Source organism: Phenylobacterium hankyongense (assembly GCF_003254505.1).
In the GTDB taxonomy this organism is placed as follows: Bacteria; Pseudomonadota; Alphaproteobacteria; order Caulobacterales; family Caulobacteraceae; genus Phenylobacterium; species Phenylobacterium hankyongense.
Genome location: NZ_QFYP01000001.1, coordinates 1,923,610 through 1,944,127, shown reverse-complemented (window position 1 = coordinate 1,944,127; position 20,518 = coordinate 1,923,610). Strand labels below are relative to the sequence as shown.

Annotated in this window: 20 protein-coding genes; 9 read left to right on the top strand and 11 right to left on the bottom strand. The window is 71.9% G+C overall.

The window, feature by feature from the left end:
* Positions 1-15 precede the first annotated feature (15 nt).
* From DJ021_RS09435 to lpxK, 3 genes are read left to right on the top strand one after another with little or no spacing between them, the layout of a single operon-like run.
* Positions 16-1,056 carry a cation diffusion facilitator family transporter gene (locus DJ021_RS09435; protein WP_111457301.1) on the top strand — a complete coding sequence of 347 codons (1,041 nt, stop codon included), beginning with the start codon at positions 16-18 and terminating at the stop codon, positions 1,054-1,056.
* Complete coding sequence (locus DJ021_RS09430; protein WP_243625943.1) at positions 1,053-2,327, top strand: 3-deoxy-D-manno-octulosonic acid transferase; 1,275 nt, start codon at positions 1,053-1,055, stop codon at positions 2,325-2,327. The genes DJ021_RS09435 and DJ021_RS09430 overlap by 4 nt, the downstream gene beginning before the upstream one ends.
* Entirely contained in the window at positions 2,324-3,334 is a 1,011-nt protein-coding gene (lpxK, locus tag DJ021_RS09425; RefSeq protein WP_111457300.1) for a tetraacyldisaccharide 4'-kinase, read from the top strand. The genes DJ021_RS09430 and lpxK overlap by 4 nt, the downstream gene beginning before the upstream one ends.
* On the opposite strand, the gene DJ021_RS09420 is transcribed toward lpxK, so the two are convergent.
* The 6 genes from DJ021_RS09420 to DJ021_RS09395 form a co-directional block, all read right to left on the bottom strand.
* Positions 3,331-4,410: a phosphotransferase gene (locus DJ021_RS09420; protein WP_111457299.1), complete on the bottom strand. Its 1,080-nt coding sequence runs from the start codon at positions 4,408-4,410 to the stop codon at positions 3,331-3,333. The genes lpxK and DJ021_RS09420 overlap by 4 nt on opposite strands.
* A 69-nt stretch (positions 4,411-4,479) precedes the next feature.
* Positions 4,480-5,751: a phosphoribosylamine--glycine ligase gene (purD, locus tag DJ021_RS09415; protein WP_111457298.1), complete on the bottom strand. Its 1,272-nt coding sequence runs from the start codon at positions 5,749-5,751 to the stop codon at positions 4,480-4,482.
* Positions 5,752-5,784: 33 nt separating this feature from the next.
* Positions 5,785-6,267 carry a VOC family protein gene (locus DJ021_RS09410; RefSeq protein WP_165837167.1) on the bottom strand — a complete coding sequence of 161 codons (483 nt, stop codon included), beginning with the start codon at positions 6,265-6,267 and terminating at the stop codon, positions 5,785-5,787.
* A 44-nt stretch (positions 6,268-6,311) separates the two neighbouring features.
* Positions 6,312-7,001, bottom strand: a complete 690-nt coding sequence (gene phoB / locus DJ021_RS09405) for a phosphate regulon transcriptional regulator PhoB (protein WP_111457296.1) — start codon at positions 6,999-7,001, stop codon at positions 6,312-6,314.
* Between the two features lie 10 nt (positions 7,002-7,011).
* Positions 7,012-7,707 (bottom strand): phosphate signaling complex protein PhoU, encoded by a 696-nt coding sequence (phoU, locus tag DJ021_RS09400; RefSeq protein WP_111457295.1) that lies wholly within the window; start codon positions 7,705-7,707, stop codon positions 7,012-7,014.
* A gap of 103 nt (positions 7,708-7,810) precedes the next feature.
* On the bottom strand, positions 7,811-9,229 hold the full coding sequence (locus DJ021_RS09395; protein ID WP_243625942.1) for a sensor histidine kinase: 1,419 nt from the start codon (positions 9,227-9,229) through the stop codon (positions 7,811-7,813).
* 145 nt (positions 9,230-9,374) lie between these two features.
* On the opposite strand from DJ021_RS09395, the gene DJ021_RS09390 reads away from it, so the two are divergent.
* The 4 genes from DJ021_RS09390 to DJ021_RS09375 all read left to right on the top strand — a co-directional run bounded on the left by DJ021_RS09390 (position 9,375) and on the right by DJ021_RS09375 (position 13,551).
* Positions 9,375-10,430 (top strand): histidine kinase dimerization/phosphoacceptor domain -containing protein, encoded by a 1,056-nt coding sequence (locus DJ021_RS09390; protein WP_111457294.1) that lies wholly within the window; start codon positions 9,375-9,377, stop codon positions 10,428-10,430.
* Position 10,431: 1 nt separating this feature from the next.
* Positions 10,432-10,893: a response regulator gene (locus tag DJ021_RS09385; protein ID WP_111457293.1), complete on the top strand. Its 462-nt coding sequence runs from the start codon at positions 10,432-10,434 to the stop codon at positions 10,891-10,893.
* A 52-nt stretch (positions 10,894-10,945) separates the two neighbouring features.
* Positions 10,946-11,197 (top strand): SemiSWEET family sugar transporter, encoded by a 252-nt coding sequence (locus tag DJ021_RS09380; RefSeq protein WP_243626132.1) that lies wholly within the window; start codon positions 10,946-10,948, stop codon positions 11,195-11,197.
* A gap of 71 nt (positions 11,198-11,268) precedes the next feature.
* Complete coding sequence (locus tag DJ021_RS09375) at positions 11,269-13,551, top strand: O-linked N-acetylglucosamine transferase family protein (RefSeq protein ID WP_165837166.1); 2,283 nt, start codon at positions 11,269-11,271, stop codon at positions 13,549-13,551.
* Here DJ021_RS09375 and DJ021_RS09370 read toward each other — a convergent pair.
* Genes DJ021_RS09370 through rfbF form a run of 5 tightly spaced genes read right to left on the bottom strand, consistent with a single transcriptional unit; the run spans position 13,548 to position 18,082 of the window.
* Entirely contained in the window at positions 13,548-14,498 is a 951-nt protein-coding gene (locus DJ021_RS09370) for an NAD-dependent epimerase/dehydratase family protein (RefSeq protein WP_111457290.1), read from the bottom strand. The two genes, DJ021_RS09375 and DJ021_RS09370, sit on opposite strands and share 4 nt — an antisense overlap.
* A gap of 2 nt (positions 14,499-14,500) precedes the next feature.
* Positions 14,501-15,031, bottom strand: coding sequence for a dTDP-4-dehydrorhamnose 3,5-epimerase (rfbC, locus tag DJ021_RS09365; protein ID WP_111457289.1), 531 nt, complete (start codon positions 15,029-15,031; stop codon positions 14,501-14,503).
* Entirely contained in the window at positions 15,031-16,269 is a 1,239-nt protein-coding gene (locus DJ021_RS09360; RefSeq protein WP_111457288.1) for a class I SAM-dependent methyltransferase, read from the bottom strand. The genes rfbC and DJ021_RS09360 overlap by 1 nt, the downstream gene beginning before the upstream one ends.
* The gene (gene rfbG / locus DJ021_RS09355; RefSeq protein ID WP_111457287.1) at positions 16,266-17,327 is read right to left on the bottom strand and encodes a CDP-glucose 4,6-dehydratase; all 1,062 of its coding nucleotides are present in this window, start codon (positions 17,325-17,327) and stop codon (positions 16,266-16,268) included. Before rfbG ends, DJ021_RS09360 begins: the two co-directional genes overlap by 4 nt.
* Positions 17,315-18,082, bottom strand: a complete 768-nt coding sequence (gene rfbF / locus DJ021_RS09350; RefSeq protein WP_111457286.1) for a glucose-1-phosphate cytidylyltransferase — start codon at positions 18,080-18,082, stop codon at positions 17,315-17,317. The genes rfbG and rfbF overlap by 13 nt, the downstream gene beginning before the upstream one ends.
* A gap of 149 nt (positions 18,083-18,231) precedes the next feature.
* Here rfbF and DJ021_RS09345 point away from each other — a divergent pair, with 149 nt between their 5' ends.
* Positions 18,232-18,975, top strand: a complete 744-nt coding sequence (locus DJ021_RS09345; protein ID WP_111457285.1) for a sulfotransferase domain-containing protein — start codon at positions 18,232-18,234, stop codon at positions 18,973-18,975.
* A 59-nt stretch (positions 18,976-19,034) separates the two neighbouring features.
* A complete protein-coding gene (locus tag DJ021_RS09340; RefSeq protein WP_111457284.1) occupies positions 19,035-20,030 on the top strand; it encodes a M23 family metallopeptidase in 996 nt (331 codons plus the stop codon).
* The last annotated feature ends 488 nt before the right edge of the window (positions 20,031-20,518 follow it).

Sequence of the window (20,518 nt, the reverse complement as noted above, 5' to 3'; positions counted from 1 at the left end):
GAGACATAAGCGCTGATGGTCCATTCCCACGCCCCGGCGCCCGCCCATGATCACCCCCATGGTCATGAGCACGATCACGACCACGAACATGGGCACGACCATGGGCACGACCATGATCATCAGGCCCATCACGGGCATGGGCACGGGCACGGGCACGGCCATCACCACCACCATCACGCGCCGGTGGACATGGGCCGGGCCTTCGCCATCGGGGTGGTGCTGAACACCGTCTTCGTGGCGGCCGAGGTCGGCGCCGGGCTGTGGTCGGGCTCGATGGCGCTGCTGGCGGACGCCGGCCACAATCTTTCCGACGTGCTGGCGCTGCTGCTGGCCTGGGGCGCCATGGCGCTGGCCAAGAGCGCGCCCACCGCGCGGCGCACCTACGGCCTGCGCAAGGCCACCATCCTGGCCTCCTTGGCCAACGCCGTGCTGCTGCTGGTGGCGCTGGGCGCGATCGTCTCGGAGTCGGTCCGCCGGCTCACCGAACCGGCCCCGGTCGTCACCCAGGTGGTGATGCTGACCGCCGGCCTCGGGGTGGCCATCAACACCGTCACGGCCCTGCTGTTCCTGCGCGGGCGGCACGGCGACCTGAACGCCCGCGGGGCCTTCCTGCACATGGCCGGCGACGCCGCCGTCTCCCTCGCGGTCGTGGTCGCCGCCGGGGTCATGGCCTGGACCCACATCCTGTGGATCGACCCGGCGCTCAGCCTGGCCATCGCCGCGGTGATCGTGATCGGCACCTGGAGCCTGCTGCGGGACTCCATGGACCTGGCGCTGGACGCCGCGCCCCGGGGCGTCGACGTCGGCGCCGTCCGCGCCTGGCTGGCGGCCCTGCCCGGCGTCGAGGAGATCCACGACCTGCACATCTGGGCGCTCAGCACCACCGAGACGGCGCTGACCTGCCACGTGATCCGCCCCGCCCAGGGCGACGCCGACGCCTTCCTGCACCTGGCGTGCGAAGGGCTGCACAAGCGCTTCAACATCGGCCATGCCACCGTGCAGGTGGAGACCGACGCGGCGCACGCCTGCCGCCTCGCCCCTGCCGACGTGGTGTGATCGCCAGCGCCCGCCCCCTGCCGCTGGCCCTCTACGCCGCGGCCGCCGGCCTCCTGGAGCCCCTGGCCCCGAGCCTGCTGCGCCGCCGCGCCCGCCGCGGCAAGGAGGACGCGGCCCGCCTCTCCGAGCGGCTGGGCCGCGCCACCGTGGCCAGGCCCGCCGGCCCGCTGGCCTGGCTGCACGGGGTGAGCGTCGGCGAGAGCCTGTCGCTGCTGCCGCTGGTGGCGGCGCTGCGGGCCCGGCGGCCGGACCTCGCCCTGCTGGTCACCTCCGGCACCGTGACCTCGGCGGAGGTGCTGGCCCGGCGCCTGCCGCCCGGCGTGATCCACCAGTTCGCGCCCGTCGACGGCCCGGCGGCGGTCGGCCGCTTCCTCGACCACTGGCGGCCCGACGTCGGCCTGCAGGTGGAGAGCGAGCTCTGGCCCAACCTGATCCTCGGCGCCAAGGCCCGCGGCGTGCGCCTGGCGCTGCTGTCGGCGCGGATGACCGAGGACAGCGCCGTCGGCTGGGCCCGTGCGCCCGCCTCGGCCCGCGCCGTGCTCGGCGCCTTCGAGCTGGTGCTGGCGCAGGACGCGGCGACCGAGGGTCGGCTGCGGCGCCTGGGCGCCAGCCCGGGACCGCGGCTGAACCTGAAGCTGGTGGGCGACCCGCCGCCGTTCGACGAGGCCGAACTCGGCCGTCTGCGCGCCGCGACGGGCGGGCGCAGGGTGGTGCTGGCGGCGAGCACCCATCCGGGCGAAGAGCCGATCGTGGCGCAGGCCTTCCGCCAGGCCGCCGACAGGGGATTGCTGGTGGTCGCGCCCCGCCATCCGGATCGTGGCCCGGCCGTCGCCGCGGATCTCGCGAGCGCGGGCTTTCGGGTCGGCCGCCGCAGCCTGGGCGAGGCCATCACGCCGCAGACCGGCGCCTATGTTGTCGACACGCTGGGCGAGCTCGGCCTGTTCCTGCGCCTGGCCGACGTGGCGGTGATGGGCGGCAGCCTGGTGACGGGGATCGGCGGCCACAATCCGCTGGAGCCGGCCCGGCTGGGCGTGCCCATCGTCACCGGGCCGCACGTGTTCAACGCCCGCGACGTCTATGACGAGATGTTCGCCGAGGCGGCCGCCATCCAGGCCGCCGACCCGGGGGCGCTGGCCCGGCACCTTCACGGCCTGCTGGCGCAGCCGGTCGTCGCGCGGCGCATCGGCGAGGCCGCGCTGAGCTATGCCGAGCGCCAGGGTGCGGCCCTGGCGGCGGCGCTGACGCTCATCGACCCCCTGTTGCCGGCATGAAGCTGGGAACGCCCCGCTGGTGGTACACCCGCGACCGCCGGGTCATGCCGGCGAGCCGCGCCCTGCTGACCCCGGTGTCCTGGATTTGGGCGGCGGTGACCGCGCGCCGCATCGCCCGCGCCCAGCCGGTCGACCCGGGCGTGCCGGTGATCTGCATCGGCAACCTGACGCTCGGCGGCACGGGCAAGACCCCGGTGGTCCGCGCCGTGGCCGGGCGGCTGGCGGCCCGCGGCGTGGCCGTCCACCTGCTCTCCCGCGGCTATGGCGGCCGACTCTTAGGCCCCGTGCGGGTCGATCCGCAGGTCCACACCAGCGCCGACGTCGGCGACGAGCCGCTGATGCTGGCCCGCGACTTCCCGGTCTGGATCGCCCGCGACCGGGCGGCCGGAGCCCAGGCGGCCGCGGCGGCCGGCGCGGCGGTGGTGGTGATGGACGACGGCCACCAGAACCCCTCGCTGAAGAAGGTCCTGTCGCTGGTGGTGGTGGACGGCGAGACACGGGGCGAGGAGTGGCCGTTCGGGGATGGACGCGTCTTCCCGGCCGGACCGATGCGCGAGCCGCTGGCCGCCGGCCTGGCCCGCGCCGACGGGGCGGTGATCCTGCTGCCCGCCGACCTGCCGGTCCCCGAGCCGGACCTGGTCCGCATACTGAGGTCCGTTCCGGTGCTCTGCGCCCACCTGCAGGCCGACGCCGCCCCGCCGTCCGGGCCCCAGTTGGGCTTCGCGGGCGTCGGCAAGCCCTGGAAGGTGGAGCGGGCGCTGAAGGCCGCCGGCTGCGAGCTCGCCGACTTCGCGCCCTTCCCCGACCACGTCGCCTATGACGAGGCCACCCTGCAACGCCTGGCCGAGCGCGCCGCGCAGTTCGGCGCGGGCCTGGTCACCACCGAGAAGGACTGGGTGCGCCTGCCGGCCGCGTGGCGCGAGCGCGTCACCCCCTGGCCGGTCCGCGCGGTGTTCAAGGACGGCGACGCGCTCGACCAGATGATGGCCCGCGTCGTCGCCGCTTAGGCGACCGCGCCGGCCTTCTGGGCGAAGCCCCAGGCGGCCTTGGCCAGCAGCGGCACCCGCTCGGCCATGGCGGCGGCCTGCGGGCTGTTGGCGGTGCCGTCGCGCACCCGTCCGACGATCCCCTGGCAGATGCCGGCCAGCCGGAACTGGTTGTAGGCGAAGTACCAGTTGAGGTCGGGCAGGCCGGTGCGGCCGGTCAGCTGGCAGTACTCCTCCACCGCCTCGGCGATGGTGGGGATGCCGTGGGCCTCGAGGTCGGGGATCTGCGAGATCGAGCCGTTGACCCAGTTGGCCAGCAGGTAGGTGAAGTCCGCCAGTGGCTCGCCCAGCGTCGACAGCTCCCAGTCCAGCACCGCGGTGACCCGCGGCTCGGTGGGGTGGAAGATCATGTTGTCGAGCCGGTAGTCGCCGTGCACCACCGAGGTGCGCTCCTGCGCCGGCAGGGTCCTCGGCAGCCACTCGATCAGGCGCTCCATCTCCTCGATGTGCTCGGTCTCGGAGGCCTTGTACTGCTTTGTCCAGCGGTCGACCTGGCGGCCCATGTAGTTGCCGGGCTTGCCGTAATCGCCCAGGCCGATGGCCTCGTAGTCGGTGTTGTGCAGATCGGCGAGGACCTTGATCTTCGAGCGGAAGATCGCCCGCCGCTCGGCCGGCTGGTACTGCGGCAGGGTCTGGTCCCAGAGGATCCGGCCCTCGACCATGTCCATGACGTAGAACCAGGTGCCGATCACCGCGTCGTCGGTGCACAGGCCGTAGGTCTTCGCCACCGGGAAGCCGGTGGAGCCCAGCGCGGTGATCACCTTGTACTCGCGGTCGACCGCGTGCGCCGACGGCAGCAGCTTGCCCGGCGGCTTGCGGCGCAGGACGTATTTCTTTCCCGGGGTGATCAGCTGGTAGGTCGGGTTGGACTGGCCGCCCTTGAACTGACGCACCTCCAGCGGTCCCGCGTAGCCGGCGACGTTGGCGGTCATCCAGCGGTCGAGGGCGGCCTCGTCGAAGCGGTGGCTCTCCGCCACCTCCTTGGTGCCCGTGTTCAGCTGCTCGCGCTGCTGCTCGGCGGCGTCGACCACGGCCATGGCGAACCCTTCCCTCGTACAACTGTTTGAACGCACTCTACCGGGCCGGACGGCGGCGCGGCAAGGCGCTCAGCGGGCGAGCGCCCGCCAGCCGATGTCCTGGCGGCAGAAGCCGTCGGGGAAGTCGATGGCGGCGATCGCCGCATAGGCCTTGTCGCGGGCCGCCTGCAGGGTCGGGCCTCGCGCGCAGACGTTGAGCACGCGGCCGCCCGCCGCCCGCAGGGTCCCGTCCGGATCGCGCCGGGTCCCGGCGTGAAAGACCACCACGTCCTCCCCGAAGTCCTGGTCGGCGTCGCGGATTTCGCCGCCGGCCTTCGGCTTGCCGGGATAGCCCTCGGCCGCCAGCACGACGCACACCGCCGCTTGGTCGCGCCACACCGGCTGCGGCAGGTCCTTCAGCGTCCCGGTCGCGCAGGCTTCCAGGTAGGGCACCAGGTCGCTCTCCAGGCGCAGCATCAGCACCTGGCATTCCGGATCGCCGAACCGGGCGTTGAACTCCACCAGCTTGGGGCCGTGGGCGGTGGCCATCAGCTCCACGAACAGTACGCCGCGGTAGGGCGCGCCCTCGGCGGCGATGCCGGCGAAGGCCGGCTCGGCCAACCGCGTCCGGGTCTGCTCGACCAGCTCGGGCGTGAAGACCGGGGCCGGCGAATAGGTCCCCATGCCGCCGGTGTTCGGCCCCTGGTCGTTGTCGAAGGCCCGCTTGTGGTCCTGCGCCCAACCGAACAGCATCGAGGTCTCGCCGTCGCACAGCGCGAACAGCGAGCCGATCTCGCCTTCCAGGAACTCCTCGATCACCACCCGGGCGCCGGCCGCACCGAACCGGCCGCCGAGCGCATCGTCGATGGCCGCCTCGGCCTCGGCGCGGGCGGTGGCGATCACCACGCCCTTGCCGGCCGCCAGGCCGTCGGCCTTGATCACATAGGGCGGCTCGAACCGGTCGAGCGCCGCCTTGGCCGCGCTCGCGTCCTCGCACACCGCGTAGGCCGAGGTCGGCAGGCCGTGGCGGTCGGCGAAGGCCTTGGTGAAGGCCTTGGAGGATTCCAGCTGCCCGGCCTGGGCGGTGGGGCCGAAACAGGGGACGCCGGCCAGTTGCAGGGCGTCGGCGAGGCCGGCGGCGACCGACAGCTCGGGGCCGATGACCACCAGGTCGGCGGCCATCTCCCGGGCCAGGGCCACGAGGCCGTCGACGTCGGTGACGCCGATCTCCCGGGTCTCGCAGATCGCGGCCATGCCGGGGTTGCCGGGCGCCGCCACCAGCCGGGTCAGCTGTGGAGACTGGGCGATCTTCCAGGCCAGGGCGTGTTCGCGCCCGCCGGAGCCCACGAGAAGGATGTTCATGGTCGCGCGCTTTCGCCTGCGCGCCGGCCAGGGTCAAGCCGGGACGGGTGTCTTGATCCAGCGCTCGACCATCGCGACGAGGTCCGGACGCCCCACCCGCAGGGTCGGCGACCGCGGCCAGGTGATCTCCAGGATGACGCCGTCGGGGTCGGCGAAATAGAGCGAGCGCTGGTCGCCGTGGCGCTCCTCCCAGAAGTCCACGTCGGCGCGGCTGAGCCGCGAGCGCCAGCGGTCGATGTCGTCCTCGGCGGGTGCGGCGAGCGCATAGTGGCGGGCGTCGACGGGCAAGCCGCGATAGTCCGGCGCCGGCGCGCCGCGCAGCGCCACGGCGACGATCTCCTGCCCGCCGTCGAGGCCGAACACCATCATCAGCCAGGGATAGCCGTCCCAGTCGTCGCCGCTTTGCGCGCCGACCAGCGGCAGGCCGAGCACCTCGGTGTAGAACTGCAGGGTGGCGGCGGCGTCGCGCACCGGGAAGACCACGTGGTCGAGTTTCAGGCCTGGAGGCTGGGTCATCGGGCGTCTCCCGACCCCCAGCATACCAGCCTGCGGACGGAATCTCAGCCGTCGAGATCGAGGGAATAACCGGCCGAGCGCACGGTCCGGATCGGATTGTCGTCCTCGGTGGCGTTCAGCGCCTTGCGCAGCCGGCCGATGTGCACGTCGACGGTGCGGGCCTCGACATAGACGTCCGAGCCCCAGACCGCGTCCAGCAGCTGCTCGCGGGAGAACACCCGGCCGGGGTGCTGCATCAGGTAGTCCAGCAGCCGGAACTCGGTCGGACCGAGGTGGATCTCCTGGCCGGAGCGCTTCACCCGGTGCGCCACGCGATCGATGATGATGTCGCCGCGGCGGACGCGGTCCTCGGCCAGGCCCGGCCGCAGCCGCCGCAGCACCGCGCGGATGCGGGCCGCCAGCTCGGTCATCGAGACCGGCTTGACCACATAGTCGTCGGCGCCGGTGTCCAGGCCGCGGATGCGGTCGGTCTCCTCGCCGCGGGCGGTCAGCATGATGATCGGGATATTCCGGCTTTCCGACCCTTGCCGCAGCCGGCGGCAGACCTCGATGCCGGAGACCTTGGGCAGCATCCAGTCCAGCACCACCAAGTCCGGCAGCTTCTCGTCGACCAGCAGCAGCGCCTCTTCGCCGTCGTTGGCCAGGCGGACGTCGTAGCCCTCCTTCTCCAGGTTGTACTGCAGGAGGGTGGCGAGGGAGTCCTCGTCCTCGACCACCAGGATGCTGGGCTTCAAGGTGGCGCTCCTAGGCCTTCAGGGAGTCGGTCTTCGGACGGGCGGGCGAGATCATGTCCTCGCCGGTGATCTCGTAGTGGACGATCTCGGCGATGTTGGTGGCGTGGTCGCCGATCCGCTCCAGGTTCTTGGCCACGAACAGCATGTGGGCGGAGGCGGTGATCGTGCGCGGGTCGCCCATCATGTAGGTCAGCAGCTCGCGGAACAGGCTGTTGTAGTGCTCGTCGACCTCGTCGTCCTGCGACCAGACCGCGAGCGCGCGCTCCAGGTCGGAGCGGGTGTAGGCGTCGAGCACGGTGGTCAGGCGGGTGAGCACCAGCTTGCCCATCCGCTCGATCGAACGGGTGAGCGGGGTCATCGGGTCGGACTCGATGATCACCAGGCTGCGCTTGGCGATGTTCTTGGCCAGGTCCCCGCAGCGCTCGAGGTTGTTGGCGATCTTCATGGCGGCGACGGTGCGGCGCAGGTCGCTGGCCATCGGCTGGCGCAGCGCGATCAGCCGGATCGCCCGGCGCTCGATCTCGCGTTCCGATTCGTCCAGCCGGTCGTCGCGGCCGACCACGGCGGCGGCGAGGTCGTGGTTGCGCTTGACCACGGCGGCGAGCGCGTCGGCGATCTGCGCCTCGGTGAGCCCGCCCATCCGCGTGCATTCGGCCGTGAGCGTGTTGAGCTCGTCCTCGTAGGACTTGACGATGTGTTCGTTCATGGGAGCGCCTCGCCTGCCCAGGCCGGTCGTCCGGGACCGTCGTCCCGGGCCCGCCGGCCTACGGTGGACCTTGCCCGCCGATGGCTGGTCCTATGCAACAATCTCATGACGCTTTCGCGACACGGGCCGGCGCGGCCGCGGCGGCGGCCGGCAGCAGCGGGAAATAGGCGGTGAAGGTGGTCCCCTGGCCGGGCGCGCTTTCCACCGCCAGCCCGCCGCGATGGCGGTTGGCGATGTGCTTGACGATCGCCAGGCCCAGGCCGGTGCCGGAGCGCTCGCCGCTCTTCTGGCCCTCCACCCGATAGAAGCGTTCGGTCAGCCGGGGCAGGTGTTCGCGCGCGATCCCCGCGCCCTGGTCGCTGACCCGCAGGACGGCGTAGGCGCCGCCGGGGTGGTCCGGGGTGAGCAGCGACAGCCGGGCGCTGTCGCTCCGCAGGCCAGCGGCGGCTGCCTCGGCCGTGGCCCCGACCTCGACGGCGACGCTCACGGAGCCGCCGGCCACGGAGTACTTCATGGCGTTGTCGACCAGGTTCTGCACCACCTGCAGGATCTGGTCGCGGTCGCCGGCCACCCGCGCGACGCCCCGCGCCGGCAGGGTCGGGACCAGCGCCACGCTGCGTTCGCGGGCGATCGGCGCCAGGGCGTCCAGCACGTCGGTGACGCACAGGGCCAGGTCCAGCTCGTCGGACGGCGCGATGTGCTCGTTGAGCTCGATCCGCGACAGCGACATCAGGTCGGCGATCAGCCGCGACATCCGCTCCGCCTGCGCCTGCATGATCGCCAGGAAGCGCTCGCGGGCGCCGGCGTCGTCGCGGGCGTGGCCGCGCAGGGTCTCGATGAACCCGGCCAGGGAGGCCAGCGGCGTGCGCAGCTCATGGCTGGCGTTGGCCAGGAAATCGGCGCGGGTGCGTTCCACGCGCCGCACCTCGGTCTCGTCGCGGAACACCAGCAGCGCCAGGCGGCGGCCGTCCAGGGCCAGGCCCAGCGGGCGGGCGTGGGCGCGCAGGGTCAGCGGCTGGGCGCCGGTGGTCTCGTAGACGGTCTCGGCGTCGAGGGCGGCGAACAGCGCCGTGTCCACCGCCTCCAGCACCGCCGGGTCGCGGATCACGCCCACCAGCAGCCCCTCGCCGCTGTCGATGCGCAGCAGGTTGCGCGCCGCGCTGTTGGCGAAGATGTAGCGCAGGCTGGTGATGTCCTCCGGCTCGGCGGCGGAGATCACCAGGATCGGGTCCGGCAGGGCGTTGATCAGGCTGGCGAACGGCGGCGGCTCGCCGGCCCGCTCGGTGGCCGCGTGGGAAAGCTCCAGGAAGCGCGCCTGCGCGAAGCGGTTGGCCGCAACCACCGCCAGTGCGGTCGCCACGGCGACCACCAGCGCGGCCGGCCCGGCCGCTATCGGGTCGAGACGATGCAGGGCCGTCAGCGCGGCCAGGACCACGAGCGCCGTCGCGCCCACGGCCAGGATCGGCCAGGGCGGGGCGTGCGGCGCGTGGGACGCCAGCGGCGGGGGCGGCGGAAGCGACACGGCGAATCTCCGTGGAAGGATTCTCCAGCATCCTCACGGGTGTGTCACGGACATGACAGCGGACGGCTGGGAGATCGTCTGACCGGAACAAACCTTGGCCGTTGCCGTTGTTGATCGTCCGGATTTGGGAGCACCGGTTCAGCCAATGGACGAAGTCAGGGATCCCTTCGGGACGGTGATGCGCGGCGCGCGGATGCCCGTCGTCATCGCCGACGCCAAGGTCATCGACCAGCCGATCATCTTCGCCAACGACGCCTTCCTGGCGTTGACGGGCTACCGGCGCGACGAGGTGATCGGGCGCAACTGCCGCTTCCTGCAAGGACCCCTGACGGACCCCGAGCAGGTCGCCCGCCTGCGCCAGGCGATCGGCGCCGGCGAGGAGATCAGCGTCGAGCTGCTGAACTACCGCAAGGACGGCTCGACTTTCTGGAACCGCCTGTACGTGAGCCCGGTCGCCGACGAGGCCGGCGGCATCATCTACTTCTTCGGCTCACAGTCCGATGTCAGCGACAAAAAGACCGCGGAGCTGTCGCTGATCCGCTCCAGCGAGGGGCTTCGCACCGACATCGACACCCGCACGCGCGAGCTGGAACGCGCGCTCGAACAGAAGACCACCTTGCTCCACGAGGTGGACCACCGGGTGAAGAACAACCTCCAGCTGATCTCCTCCCTGCTGCTCCTGCAGAGCCGTCGCACCGAGGACGAGCGCACCCGGCTGGCGCTGCGCAGCATGCTGGAACGGGTGAGCGCGGTGGCCACCGTCCACCGCCGGCTGTTCCAGAGCGACGACCTGGAGCGCTTCGACGTGGCGGAGTTCCTGCGCGACCTCACCTCCGACCTGGCCGCCTCGGCCGGCCGTGACGACATCCGGATCCGGCTGGACCTGGAGCATGTGGCGGTGCCGGCCGCCCAGGCCGCGCCGCTGGCCCTGGTGGCGAACGAGCTGATCTGCAACGCCCTCAAGCACGCCTTCCCCGCCGGCCGGGAGGGCCGCATCGACGTCACCACCCGGCAGGTGGAGGACCGGTTCCTCATGACCATCGCGGACGACGGCGTCGGCCGGGCGACCGGGCGACCGGCCGGCTTCGGGACGACCATCGTGCAGCTGCTGTCGCAACAGCTGCGGGGGCGACTGGAGATCACCGACACGCAACCGGGCGTGAAGGTGGTCGTTACGGTGCCTGTGAGCACCCCCGCCTGACATGACCGCCGCCGCCCCCCTCGACGTCCTGATCGTGGAAGACGAGGTGCTCCTCGCCTTCGAGCTGGGCTTCCTGGTGCGCGAGAGCGGGTGCCGGGAGGTGGGCCATGCCATGACTTCCGAGGAGGCGGTCGAGCTGGCCCGCTCGCTGACGCCCGACCTCGCCCTGGTCGACGTCCACCTGCGCGATGGCCCGACCGGCGTGGAGGTGGCCCGCCGGATCGCCCAGGATTGCGGCGCGGTTGTCCTGTTCATGACCGCCAACGTCAAGCGCCTGCCGGCCGACTTCGCCGGCGCCTGCGGGGTGATCGGCAAGCCCTACTCCGAGCACGCGGTGAAGATGGCGCTGATCTTCCTGCAGGCCTGCCTGCGGGACGGCCAGGCGCCCGGACCCCCGCCGCTGGGCCTGACGCTGTCGCCGGCCTTCCAGGACCGCTGGGGCGGGATGGCGCAGGCCGGCTGAACCCTTGTCCCTCCTCGCCAACATCGTCGGCACGGGCGCGGCGCTCTGCTCGATGACCAGCTTCGGGCCGCAGATCGTGAAGATCTGGCGCGAGCGCGACGCCTCCTCGGTCTCGCTGCGGATGTACGTGGTGACGGTGACCGGCTTCAGCCTGTGGATCGCCTACGGCGTGCTCATCCAGAGCTGGCCGGTGATCGGGTCGAACGTGGTCTGCCTCCTGATGTCGGCGACCATCCTGGTCCTGAAGTGGCGCTTCGAGAAAGGCGACATGCCCGGCGCGGAGGGGCCCGCCTCGCGGCCCTAGGCGCTCCTTCCGCTGGTCAGCGCCGCCGCCGCTCTCTAATGAGCGCTGGGGCCCGTAGATCCGGAAGCGTGATGGACGAACGATTGGCGGCGGCGCAGCAGGCGCTGCAGGCGGGACGTACGCAGGAGGGCATCGGCCACCTGGTGGCGCTGCTCGAAAGCAACCCGCAGCAACCCCTGGCCATCTACGCGGGCCTCGCCGTCCAGCTTCACCGCGCCGGCCGTTTCGTCGATGTCGAGGCCTGGACCGCCAAGGGCGTGGCGCTCTATCCGCGCAGCCTCGACCTGTGGAACACCCGCGGCGTCGCCTTGCGGCGGCTGGGCCGCCTCGACGAGGCGGTGGCCGCCCTGACCACCGCGCTGCGGCTGCAGCCGAAGAGCACCGCGGCGCTCTCGAACCTCGCCAACACCCACCTCGACCGGGAGGACGGCGCGGCCGCCGAGGGCCTGCTGACCAAGCTTCTCCGCCTCGAGCCCAAGAATGCGGAATACCAGCGGCTGCTGGGGCGGGCCTTGCTGAAGCAGGGCCGTTCCGACGCCGCCCTGGCGCGGTTCCGGCAGGCGGTGATGCTCGACCGCAACGCCATCAACGCCTGGCTCGACCTGAGCGGAACGCTCAGCGACCTCCACCGCCACGACGAGGCGAACGAGGTGCTGTCACGAGCCCGGCAGGCGCACCCCAACGACGCACGGCTCATCGAGGGGGTGGCGATCCTGCTGCGGCGCGAAGGCCGCAACCAGGAGGCCGAGGACTATCTGCTGAGCCAGTTGCCCGCCCACGAGGGCGAAGGCTGGATCCATCGCCAACTGGGCGCGGCCTTCGCCGACGCCGACCGGCGCCGCGCGAACCAGCACCTGCGTCGTGCGGTGGAGCTGGAGCCGGCCAACCGCGACTACGTCTTCGCCCTCGCCGAAAGCCTGCAGCGCTCGCGCTACGACGACGAGGCGGCGCACATCGAGGAGTCGTACCAGGTCGTCCGGCGGCTGATCGGCAACGGCGCCCTGACGCCGCGCCACGAGAAGGTGGCCAGCGAGATCTTCCTGCGGGTGGGCGCCTACGACGAGCTGGATCGCCTCGGACGGGCGCTGACCTTGGGCCGGCGCTGGGCGGAAGCCGGCATGCACGCCGCGCTGATGAACCAGCCGCCGCGGGTCCGCTCCCCCGAGGACCGGCGGGAGCTGGTGGAGCTGCACCGGATCTGGGGCCGCGGCGCCGAGGCCGACGCGGCGCTGCGACCGATCACCCGGCCGCCGGCGCGGACGCCACGGGCGAAGCTGCGGATCGGATTCATGTCGTCGGACCTGCGCTCGCATCCGGTGGGCTACTTCGCCCTGCCGCTGGTCGAGGCCTACGACCGGTCACGGTTCGAGGTCTATTGCTACTCGTTCAACCGCGGCGAAGCCGACCCGATGCAGCGGCATATCGAGTCCCTCGTCGACGCCTTCCGCTGGCGTCCGGCCATCGGCGACCATGACGCGGCCCAGATGATCGCCGACGACGACCTCGACATCCTGATCGAGCTCGGCGGCTCGACCCACATGAACAAGCTCAACGTCATGTCCTACAAGCCCGCCCCGATCGCGGCGAGCTGGCTGGGCTACGCCCACTCCGCCGGGCCCTCGACGATCGACTACCTGATCCTCGATCCGTACATGACCCCGGCGGCGCCGGAGCTGTTGATCGAGAAGCCGCTGATGCTGCCGCACTGCTGGTACAGCCTGGCGCGGGAGGCCTTCCGCCCCGAGCCCGCGGTCGAGCCGATCGCGCCGGTCGAACGCAACGGCTTCGTCACCTTCGGCACGGCGAACAATCCGTACAAGTACGGTCGGGAGATGCTGGCCGCCTGGGCGCGGATCGTCGCCCGCACCCCGGGGTCGCGCTTCATGTTCATCCGGCCGGAGTGCGGCTCGCCGACTTTCCGCGCCAACATGGCCGCCGCCTTCGCCGCCGAGGGGGTGGCCCCGGAGCGCCTGCTGTTCGAATCCATCCGCGGCCGCCACCTGCCGTTCTACAACCAGATCGACATGTCGCTGGACACCTTCCCCCAGACCGGCGGCACCACGACCTGCGAGTCCCTGTGGATGGGGGCCCCGGTGATCACCCTGGTGGGCGAGGCGCTCTACGAGCGGCTGAGCTACTCGGTGCTGATGAACCTCGGGCTGGAAGAGTTCTGCACGACCACGGTCCAGGCCTACGAGGACGCCGCCGTGGCCCTGGCGGCCGACCCGGCGCGCATCGGGCAGCTGCGCCGCAGCCTGCGCGACCGCATGCGGGCCAGCCCCCTGGGCGACAGCAACGCCTGGGCCGCCGACTTCTTCGACGCCGTGGCCGGCGCCGTGGAGCCGTCCCGCTAGGCCGCGCCCTGCAGCAGGCCGCGGGCCTGGAGGTCGAGGTAGAAGGCCACGTAGTTGTCCCAGAAGGCGGCTTCCGCCGCGCCGGCGAAGCTCCGGGGACTGCTGTTGAACCGCGCCCGCGGCTCGGGGAAGGCGGTCTGCGGGTGCTCCACGAGGGCGCAATCGAGTGAGGTCCGCGACCGCACCTCCTCGGCCAGTTGGCGCGCGAAGGCGCCCACCGTGGCGACGGTGCCCGAGGGCCTGGCGACCAGCCCGTCCTGACCGGCCAGAAGCTCCGCCACGGCCTCGACGTAGGCTCCGGCCAGCAGCGGCGCGGCGAGGTGGTCGCGCACGTAAGTCGGCGTGCGCACCTCCCCCGTCCGCCCCTCGACCCAGGCCTGGAACAGGGACCAGGCCAGGCCGCGCTCCTCCCAGGGGCCGAACGGCGCCGGGATGACGAACCGGCCGAACCCGAGACCGGCCCAGCCGGCGAGGTGGCGCAGGGTCTCGTTGGTCAGCGCCTTGGAGAGGCCGTAGGGCGTCGCGGCCGGCGCCTGCGGGTCGCCGCCCTCGCCGGTCTCGAAGACCGTGCCGGTGGCCAGCACCGCCGCGCCGCCGGCCCTGGCGAACGCCTTGATGGTTGCCGCAGCACCCTCGGTGTTCCGCACCAGCCCGGCCACAGGGTCGTAGTCAGGACTCCGATAGTTGGGGATGTCGGCGGCATGGTGCGCCAGCAGATCCCACCGCCGCCCCTTGACGAGCCGCAGAAAGGCCGGCGAGCCGAGCGGGGCGTCGAAGACCAGGTCGGCCGCCTGCGCCAGCCTGGCGACCCGCAGCCCCCGCAGCCCGGCGTCGGCGTCGCGGGCGCGCCGCAGCGGTGCGACGACTTCATGGCCCTGGGCGCTCAGGGCCTCGGCGATCCACAGGCCGGTGAAGGAACTCGCGCCGGTGAGCAGGATCGCCGCCATCGTCAGGCCCCGTACAGCGGGAAGGCCTGGTCGCGGTCGGAGATCACCTGCGGCGCCCGCGGCCAGGAGATCCCGAACGCCGGATCGTCCCAGCGGACGCCGGCCTCGTGGCCGGGCTCGAACATCGGCGCGATCTGGTAGAGGACGTCGGTGTCCGCCTCCAGGGTCAGGAAGCCGTGGGCGACGCCCTCCGGGATCAGCAGGGCCCGCGCATTGTCGGCGCTGAGCTCGGCGGCGGCCCACCGGCGGTGCGTCGGGCTCGCCGGCCGCAGGTCCACGGCCACGTCGAAGATCCGTCCACGGACGCAGCGCACCAACTTCACCTCCGCATGCGGCGCCGGCTGGTAGTGCAGCCCCCGCAGCGTCCCGGCCGCAGGATTGCGCGAGAGGCTGGTCTGGACCGGCGCGAACGGGTGGCCCGCCGCGGCGAATTCCTCTGGACAGTGGAGCCGGGCGAAGGCGCCGCGCGCGTCGGTGCGCGGCTCGATGTCGACCACGACCACGCCGGCGATCTCGGTCTCGGTGAACCGCATCAGCTGAGGACTTGCGTCTGCGGCGAGGCGGTGACGAACCGCCCGCCCCAGTCGCCGATGAAGGCCAGCTGGCCCATGATCTCGTCCTTCAGGTTCCAGGGCAGGATCAGGACGTAGTCGGGCCTGAGCTCCGCCACCGCCTCCGGCCCGAGGATCGGCACGTGGCTGCCGGGCAGGAAGCGGCCCTGTTTGGCGGGATTGGCGTCGAAGGCCGCGACGATGTCGTCGGCGCTTGCGCCGCAGTAGTTGAGGAAGGTGTTGCCCTTGGCCGCCGCCCCGTAGGCGGCGATCCGCTGTCCCTGCGCTCTGGCGCTGTCGAGGAAGCCGCGGAAGCTGTCGCGCACCGCCTCCACCCGCGGCGTGAAGCCGCCGTAGGTCTCGATCCGGTCGAGCCCGGCCGCCGCCTCGCGCGCCCGCAGCGCCTGCAGCGCCTCGGTCTCCTCATGCCCGGAGCCCACATGCACGCAGAACAGCCGCAGCGATCCGCCGTGGGTGGGCAGGAGCTCGACGTCGAACGGTCGCAGCCCGTTGGCGGCCAGCACCTGCTCCACCGCCACCAGCGAGAGGTAGGAGAAGTGCTCGTGATAGATGGTGTCGAACTGCACCTTCTCGATCAGGTTCAGGAGGTGCGGGAACTCGAAGGTGAGCACCCCCTCCGCCTTCAGCACGTGCGGGAACCCGGCCACGAACGCGCCGATGTCGGGCACGTGGGCGAGCACATTGTTGGCCGCCATCAGGTCGGCGCGCTGGCCCCGCGCGGCGAGCTCGCGGCCGGTCTGCTCGTTGAAGAACATCACCTCGGTGCGCACGCCGCGGGCGCGGGCCGCCTCGGCGGTGTTGGCCGTCGGCTCGATGCCGAGCACCGGGATGTCGGCGGCCAGGAAATGCTGCAGCAGGTAGCCGTCGTTGCTCGCCACCTCGACCACCAGGGAGTCCGGGCCGAGACCGAACCGTTCCGTCATCGCCACGGCGTACCGGCGGGCGTGCTCGACCCAGCTCGGGGAGTAGGAGGAGAAGTAGGCGTAGCCTTCGTCGAAGATCGCCTCGGCCGGCACGGCGTCGTCCACCTGCACCAGGAAGCAGTTGTCGCAGACCCGGGCATGCAGCGGATAGGCCTGCTCGGTCCCGGCCGCGAGCTGGGCGGGCGTCAGATAGCTGTTGGCCAGCGGCTGGCAGCCGAGGTCGACGAAGGTGTGGGTGAGCGGCTTACGGCAGAACCGGCAGGGCGGAGGCGTCATGGGCGGCCTTCGTAGCCTTCGATCTGCTCCAGGCACAAGGCGAGCGCATCTTCGCCGGCCGCCTGGCGCCGGTACCACTCCATGGTCAGGGCGACGGCCTCCGGCGCGTCCAGGCGGCTCTCGAAACCGAGCGCGCGCTTGGCTTGGCTGGAGTCCACCGCGAGCGCCTTGGCCTCCAGGGAGGCCGGGTCCGGCGCGTGACGCCAGGGCTGGGCGCCGAGCGCCTCGACGCCGAGGGTCGCGAGTTCGCCGACGCTCACCACGGGCCCTCCGGGCCTGGGGCCGAAGTTGAGCGCCCGCGGCATGGCCGGATCGGTCGCCAGAGCCTCCAGATGAGTGAAATAGCCGGCCAGGCAGTCCAGCACGTGCTGCCACGGCCGGGTCGCTTCCGGGTGCCGCAGCACGACCGGCTCGCCGGCCTGCGCCGCCCGCACGATATCGGCCACCAGCCGGTCGCGGGAAAAGTCGCCGCCGCCGATCACATTGCCGCCTCGGGCGGTCGCCACCGGCACGCCGGCCGGGTCGAAATAGCTGCGCGCGAAGCTGGCGGTGACGATCTCCGCTGCGGCCTTGGACGCCGAGTAGGGGTCCTTGCCGCCCAGGGCGTCGCCTTCGGCGAAGCTGCGCCCGGTCTCGGCGTTGGCGTAGACCTTGTCGGAGGTGACCACCAGGACCGCCTTCAGCGCGGCCTGCTGGCGGAGCGCCTGCAGCAGGTGGGCCGTGCCCATGACGTTGGTCTCATAGGTGGTGATCGGGTCCTCGATGGCCGCGCGCACGATCGGCTGGGCGGCCATATGCAGCACCAGGTCGTAGGCGCCCGCCCTCAGGTCCGCCGCAACGGCGTCGGCGTTGCGCAGGTCGACGAACCGCGAGGTGATCCGCCGCCCCACTCCGGCCAGCTGGAACAGGCTCGGCGTCTGGTCCGGCGGCAGGGCGATGCCGGTGACCTCCGCGCCCATCCGCGACAGCCAGATCGCCGCCCAGGAGCCCTTGAAGCCGGTGTGGCCGGTGAGCAGGACGCGGCGGCCCCGCCAGAACTCCGGGTTCACCGCCGCCACGGCGCCTGGCCGGACGCCCAGAGCGCCTCCAGGGTGTTCTTGTCGCGCAGCGTGTCCATGGGCGCCCAGAAGCGGTCGTGCCGGTAGGCCATCAGCTGGCCGTCGTGCGCCAGCGCCTCTAGCGGGCCGGACTCGAACACCGTGTCGTCGCCGGCGATGCGGCCGACCACCTCGGGCTGCAGGACGAAGAAGCCGCCGTTGATCATGGCGTTGTCGCCCGGCGGCTTCTCCATGAAGCGTTCGACGCGGCCGTCGTGGATCTCCAGCGCGCCGAACCGGCCGGGCGGCGCCACCGCCGTCACCGTCGCGGCCTTGCCGTGCTGGCGATGGAAGTCCGCGAGCGCGCGCAGATCGATGTCGGCGACGCCGTCGCTATAGGTCATAAAGAACGGCTCGCCGGGGTCCAGATACGGCGCCACCCGTTTCAGCCGCCCGCCGGTCATGGTCTCCGTGCCGGTGTCGACCAGGGTCACCCGCCAGGGCTCGTGCTTGGTCGTATGGTACTCCACCGAGCCCTTGCCGAGGTCCACGGTAAGGTCGGCGTTGTGGAGCACGTAGTTGGCGAAGTACTCCTTGATGACGTAGCCCTTGTAGCCGAGGCAGACGATGAAGTCGTTGAAGCCGTAGTGCGAGAACAGCGTCAGGATATGCCAAAGGATCGGCCGGCCGCCGATCTCGATCATCGTCTTGGGCTTCAGGTGGCTTTCTTCGGAAATGCGCGTGCCGAGCCCGCCCGCCAGGATCACCGTCTTCATTCTTCGCCTCTTGCAGGCCGCCCCCGCGATCCGCAAGCCAAGATCGCGCCCGCAAACCCAGGCCTCTCTTATCGCGGACCTCGCGCGCGATGAAGCGCGAAAGCCCTGCGGGGGCTTGCAGCCGGAGCGCCGGCGCGACAATCAGGGCCATGGCCCAACCGCCGCTCGTCAACTTCATCGTCGCCGGCGTCCAGAAGGGCGGCACCACGGCGCTGTTCGACTACCTGGCGCAGGACCGCGACATCGCCGTCTCCCGGACCAAGGAGGTCCATTTCTTCGACGACGAGACGCAGGACTGGTCGCGGCCGGACTACGGCGCCTATCACGCTCACTTCGACGATCCGGCGGGGCGCCCGTGCGGCGAGGCGACGCCGATCTACGCCTACTGGCCGGACTGCCTGGAGCGGATCCGCGCCTACAACCCGGCGATGCGGCTGATCCTGGTGCTGCGCGATCCGGTTGAACGGGCCTGGTCGCACTGGCGCATGGAGTACGCCCGCGGCGTGGAGACCGAGCCCTTCGCCTGGTGCATCCGCCAGGGCCGGCGGCGGCTGTTCGCGGCCGAGCCCTGGGGCTTCCACCGGGAATTCTCCTACGTGGAGCGGGGCTATTACGGCGAGCAGGTGGAGCGGCTGTTCGGCCTGTTCCCGCGCGACCAGGTGCTGATCCTGCGCTCGGAGGACCTGCGGCGCGATCCGGCCCCGGCGCTCGGCGCCACGCGTCGGCTGCTGGGCCTGCCGCCGGGACCGGCGCCGGCGCCGCGCGACGCCCACGTCGGGCGGGAGATGGACTATGGCTCCGAGCTGACGCCCGAGGACGGCGCCTTCCTGCGCGGCCTCTACGCGCGCGACCAGGCCCGCCTCGAGACGTTGACCGGGATCAGGTTCGGCTAGCCACATTTTCGTCCGAGCGCCGGGGGAGCGTCCCTGCCCCTGGGAGAAAGGACCGCCCGATGCGCCGCCTCGCACCGCTCGCCCTGTTCGGCGCCATGTTGTTCGTCGGCGCGCCCGCGGTTGGCGCCGCGCCGGAGGGGCCGAAACTCGCGTTTCCCCTCGCCTGCGAGATCGGCCGGACCTGCGAGGTGCAGAACTACGTAGACCGCGATCCGAGCCCCGGCGTGCTGGACTATCGTTGCGGCCACCGGACCTACGACAAGCACGACGGCGTCGACATCCGGGTGCTCAGCATGGCCGCCCAGCGGGCTGGGGTCGCTGTGCTCGCGGCCGCGCCCGGTCGGGTGCTGAGGGTTCGCGACGGCCTGCCCGACATCTCGATCCGCGCGCCCGGCGCCCCGGCCCTGAACGGCCAGGACTGCGGCAACGGGGTGGTGGTCGAGGTCGCGCCCGGTTGGATCACCGGCTACTGCCACCTGGCGCGGGGCAGCGTGCGGGTGAAGCCCGGGGACGCCGTCGCCGTCGGCCAGCCGCTCGCAAAGGTGGGGCTGTCGGGGAACACCGAGTTCCCGCACCTGCATTTCATGGTGCGGCACAACAACGCCGTGGTCGATCCCTTCGCGCCGGACCCCGCCCAGACAACGGCCTGCAAGCCGCAGGCCTCGCTCTGGACGCCGTCGGCCGCCCAGGCGCTGGCTTACCGGCGGGGCGTGGTGCTGAACACCGGGTTCGCTGCCGGCGTGGCGGCGCCGGAGGCGGTGGAGGAGGCCACGGTGGCCGCGCCCTCCCTCGCCTCGCCGGCCATCGTCGCCTACGTGCGGACCATCGGCCTGGAGGCGGGCGACGAGCTGGAGCTTACGGTGAAGGGCCCGGACGGCGCGGTGGTGGCGACCAACCGCAGCGCGCCGCTCGACCACGACAAGGCCTATTATCTGAGCCAGGTGGGCCGCAAACGCCCGCCCGCCGGCTGGCCGCCGGGCGTCTACTCGGCCGAGTACCGGGTGTACCGCCACGGGGCGGTGGCGATCACCCAGCGCTTCCAGATGCGCATCTAGGCGGCGCCGGCGCGATCGGCGCCGAACCGTAGAATGATGTTAACTGACACGTGATCGGGATTCGCTTTCGCACGGCAGCGCTTTCCGCTAAGGTTTGGTGTCAGCCTAGCTCTCCAAGGCTGTGTCGCATTGGCCGGGCGGTGGGTTCCTGAACCCGCCGCCCGGTCGTCGTTTGGCGGCAGGGCTGCGGCGACGCGGCAGGCGGGCCATCATTCCCGATATTTCCATTCAGTTGGCGACCGGCATCTGGCCGGCGCCCGGCTCGTCGTGTCATGGCGGATCGAGCGCTGGAGGCGCGGCCGCCGCCATGGCGCGGGGGCCCATGGCCCATAAGTCGAGATGGCGGCGCTTGGAGGGTGGCTGGACGCAGCGATAGCGGGCGAGGGCCAAGCATGCAGGCCGACGCGGCCACGCCGGTCACCGGAGGACGACCCTGGGAGCCGGAGCAGAGCCCAAATAAAAAGGGGGCCGCCCGAAGGCGGCCCCCC